At 33.2% G+C, this 3,871-nt stretch carries 5 protein-coding genes; 2 read left to right on the top strand and 3 right to left on the bottom strand.

The features are described 5' to 3' along the window. Positions 1-10 precede the first annotated feature (10 nt). On the top strand, positions 11-157 hold the full coding sequence (locus HOG71_00025; protein ID MBT5989215.1) for a hypothetical protein: 147 nt from the start codon (positions 11-13) through the stop codon (positions 155-157). Between the two features lie 132 nt (positions 158-289). Here the strand turns inward: HOG71_00025 and HOG71_00020 are convergent, their stop codons facing one another. Continuing rightward, positions 290-1,774, bottom strand: coding sequence for a hypothetical protein (locus HOG71_00020; GenBank protein ID MBT5989214.1), 1,485 nt, complete (start codon positions 1,772-1,774; stop codon positions 290-292). 179 nt (positions 1,775-1,953) lie between these two features. Here HOG71_00020 and HOG71_00015 point away from each other — a divergent pair, with 179 nt between their 5' ends. Continuing rightward, positions 1,954-2,802 (top strand): hypothetical protein, encoded by an 849-nt coding sequence (locus HOG71_00015; GenBank protein MBT5989213.1) that lies wholly within the window; start codon positions 1,954-1,956, stop codon positions 2,800-2,802. Between the two features lie 41 nt (positions 2,803-2,843). On the opposite strand, the gene msrA is transcribed toward HOG71_00015, so the two are convergent. Both msrA and HOG71_00005 read right to left on the bottom strand, forming a co-directional pair. After that, the gene (gene msrA, locus HOG71_00010) at positions 2,844-3,479 is read right to left on the bottom strand and encodes a peptide-methionine (S)-S-oxide reductase MsrA (protein ID MBT5989212.1); all 636 of its coding nucleotides are present in this window, start codon (positions 3,477-3,479) and stop codon (positions 2,844-2,846) included. Between the two features lie 97 nt (positions 3,480-3,576). Beyond that, the coding region (locus HOG71_00005; GenBank protein ID MBT5989211.1) for an SPASM domain-containing protein at positions 3,577-3,871 on the bottom strand (295 nt) is incomplete at its 5' end.

Genomic DNA, 3,871 nt, shown 5'->3' with positions numbered 1-3,871 from the left:
AGTGCAATACATGAAATTTTTTGAAGATGCCATTCCTTACCTGGAAAAATCGATGGAATTGAAACCTGAAGACAAATCAGCTATTCCATTATTGATAAATATTTACTTGCGTAAAGGAAATATGGAGAAGGTAGGGGAATTGAATAAAATGAAATAAAGTTTAGTAAAGTAGAGAGGCAGTTTCATACTGCCTCTTTATTTTAAAACCCTATTTAACATAATATAAATTATGTAACATTTAATACATTTTAGCAAATTAGAGAATAAAACGCCATACGCTTGAATTATACTAATTTGTCATTTCTAAATAAGCATTAAGCGATACTGTATCAATAGCTGTGCTTTCTATCTTCTTCAATAGCTCAGTATAAATTGTGTCCGGATATTTCTTCAGTGCCAACCACATAGATCCTGTATGTTCTGTAAATACGAAATTAACTTCATCCTGATGTCTTTCCTGAAAATAACCTTCCATGCTCGTTGTGTCTTCGTCAATTGTTTCGCTACTGGTAAATCGTTTGCTTTTCTTAATTGTAGCCGGTTCACACTTTATGGTGTCAGGAATCGTTTCAAAGATTTTATTCAATATCTCTACACTTTCGTAGTTTTTGTATTGAACCAGTGTATTATAAAGCTCTCTGGTTATCAAATAATCAAAACCGCTTTTCTTTTGGATTTCCTTATCAAGCATTTCCTTAATAATTGGCATGAAACCTATAGATGGGAAAAACCTAACGGCCATTAAGCCTATTAGTTGATCTCTTGTAGTAGTTTTAGTCAAATATGCCTTTATTAGAGCTTTGTCGCTTTCTCTATTGTATTTGGCTAAAGCAATAATTGAATACGAAGAAGAATTGTTTAAAGCAACTTCCTTAATCTTGTTGTAATAACTGCTAATTGGTTCAAATCTCAAAAATACATCATCACTATAAGCCAGGTCATGCTTATTCCAAATGATTAAACTATCAATTGCTGAAATTTCAGTCTCATTTAGCTTTGACAAACCATATTCCAGCATAATATCGGAAACCTTTTGCTCTCCCCATATATCATAATATTGGGTTGTTACTCGGTCGGAATGATGCAAATTTTGAGATAATATCTGGTATACATCAATTTCATCTCTTGAAATCAGGCCGATAAATGCATAACACCTTACTGACGGGCTTCGATGATCCAGTAATTTTATAAGCTCCTCATTACTAGACCGCTTACGAAGTTTCTCAAAACTACTATATATAGGCGATTTCCTATGTACAAAATCTATGTATTCACCGGTAAACAATCCGCTTATATCGTTGATCAGGGCTTTTTTCGTTGGATACAGATTGTGTGTAAATAGAATAATAGTAGAAATAATAAGGAATGATGCAAAAGTAAAATGACCTCTGATTCTTGGTTGGGAAAATAAAGCAAACAGTTTAATTTGGAAGATTATAATAATTAAAATTGCTACTATTAGAAATATAACTAAAACAATGTATATGAATGTTTCTGAGCTATTTAAATCAAGCAGTTTGTAAAACAATGTGCTTAAATAATAAAAGACACTAATTAACATAGCAATACTGAAAAATACTCTATTTGAAAATGCAACTATTGATTTCTTTTTCAGAAAGCTTAATAAAAGCAAGATTACGACTATTACGATAATAGATAAATTTACCAATGTTGGAAATTCCTTTTCTGCTTGATAGATACCAAAAAAAAGAACCAAAAAGAGTACTGAACCCTTAATTACGTTTTTATTGCGTGTGAGTAGTTTGAGATTCATCAATACAAAATTTCAATTCCTGAGCGCTTGAATTAACAAATATAAATAATTGAAGTGTATTTTTTGCATCTCCCAACTGGTTCAATTTTTTAAATGTATTTATTTTAACCAAAAAAATACATGCCTGAAAATTGTAAATTTGCACGAAACCAATTGTTGGACAAAAAAACGTCAATTCAATGAAATTTATACTATTACTAACACTATTTTTAGCTGCAAACTCCTTATTTGGGCAAGTACCTACTAATCTGAGACAAAAGGCCAAGTTGAAGCATTGGATTATCCCAACAAGCCATGCAGATAAATTGAAAATATTGGAGAATATGGATAACAAAGAGCTGTTGGAATGGGTTTTTTATGACATGCAGGAGGGGAATTCTTCTTGCATAGAAGATTTACATCAGATCGATTTCAATTGTGATGGTATTGCTGATCTGGTTTACTATGGTTATGGAGGTGGCGAAAGCAATATTATTATTTTTCTTAAGGGTGATTTTGAAAACAAATATGTTGAAACAATTAAACTTTTTGGAAATATTATTGAAATATCAGATAATGATGGCTTTACGCCTCTAACTTTCACTCTTTTTAATTATGCTTGTTGCGGTGGTGTAGTAGATCATGTCGAAAAATATGTAGCTGTTTGGAATAATGCCAAATTTACCTACGAACTACAAGCAAAGTATGCCTTATATTGCGATGTGGATATACCATTCCGTAGATTTGACAAGCCCATTGCATTTGAAACAATAAATGAGAAGTATTTTTTGCGACTGAATCCGTATATCAATGACAGCATACGGCTTGATCATGATGAAATTGGGAATATTTTCGCGGAATATCCAAAAGGCTCACAAGGCATTGCAATAACATCTCAAACAGATAAAACTGGTCGGATTTGGTGGTTTGTTATTATGAAAAACAATGTAAAGCCTAATTGGAGCTTATATGTGAGTGGAGATAATAATACTTTTCCTGCCTACTATTTGGGATGGATTAGCAGTCGATATGTAAAACGCTTGAACTGAGTTTTTACTTGCCTCCCTCCTGCTAACAGCATTTAGTTTTGCTATTTGGTGTATTCCCCAAACACCTTCCTGAATTTATCAACTTTTGGTTGTATTACGGCTCTACAGTAGCCATAATTGGGGTTATTGCTATAATAATCCTGATGATGATCTTCGGCTGGATAGTAGTTTTCCAAAGCACTCACTTTTGTAACAATAGCATCTGGGTAGGCTTTTTCCTTATTCAGCTTGCTAATAATTAGGTTTGCTGACTCTTTTTGCTGCTCCGTTGTATAAAAGATAGCTGAGCGGTATTGTGTTCCAAAATCGGCTCCCTGACGGTTTAAGGTAGTGGGATCGTGCGTTTTGAAAAAGACTGATAATAACAGTTCAAAGGATATTTCTTTTGGATTGAAAGTGATTTTTACCACTTCAGCATGGCCAGTATAGCCATCACATACTTCTTTATAAGTTGGATTCTCTGTTTTTCCGCCACTATAGCCGCTTTCAACCTTCTCCACTCCTCTTAATTCTGAATAAATGGCTTCTACACACCAGAAGCAACCAGCTCCAAAAACAGCTACTTCTGTTTCTGAATTTGTTAATATATTATCTTCCATATTACTTTGTTGTCCATTGCAAGCCTGCAAAATTGCCAGTAAACCAACTACTACAAAAAGACTTATTTTTTTTATCATCGGCCAATACTAAACAATGAACCTGCCAAAACTGATATTTTCAGATCAAATTCAGCTGGTGATTTTATAGAGAAGAATAATATTAAGTGCAATTTGACTAGAAATAGCCTGACATGTCGAGAGTAGATTGATTTTTAAGATTAATCCGATCTGATTTCCATTGTTCTGCTAAATCCTTGAAATAGGATTCTGTAAGTGATAAAAATTGCTTGAAGGATTTGCAGAAATGATTTTGGCCATTATCGTTTGGATCCCGAATTCTGTCTTTGGGGCAACCTCCATAACAAAAAGAAAGGAATTGACAAGATTGACATTCATCAGATAACTTTTCTTTTATTTTGCCGAATCTTAACTGTTTATCTGAATTCAGCATATCAATCAGCCTGTTTTCT

Source organism: Bacteroidota bacterium (assembly GCA_018698135.1).
GTDB lineage: Bacteria > Bacteroidota > Bacteroidia > CAILMK01 > JAAYUY01 > JABINZ01.
This window is presented reverse-complemented; position numbering and strand designations above follow the sequence as displayed.

Excerpts from the sequence above, each read along its gene's own strand:
- HOG71_00025 (MBT5989215.1), top strand. The coding sequence starts at position 11 with ATGAAATTTTTTGAAGATGCCATTCCTTACCTGGAAAAATCGATGGAA.
- HOG71_00020 (MBT5989214.1), bottom strand. The coding sequence starts at position 1,774 with ATGAATCTCAAACTACTCACACGCAATAAAAACGTAATTAAGGGTTCA.
- HOG71_00015 (MBT5989213.1), top strand. The coding sequence starts at position 1,954 with ATGAAATTTATACTATTACTAACACTATTTTTAGCTGCAAACTCCTTA.
- msrA (MBT5989212.1), bottom strand. The coding sequence starts at position 3,479 with ATGATAAAAAAAATAAGTCTTTTTGTAGTAGTTGGTTTACTGGCAATT.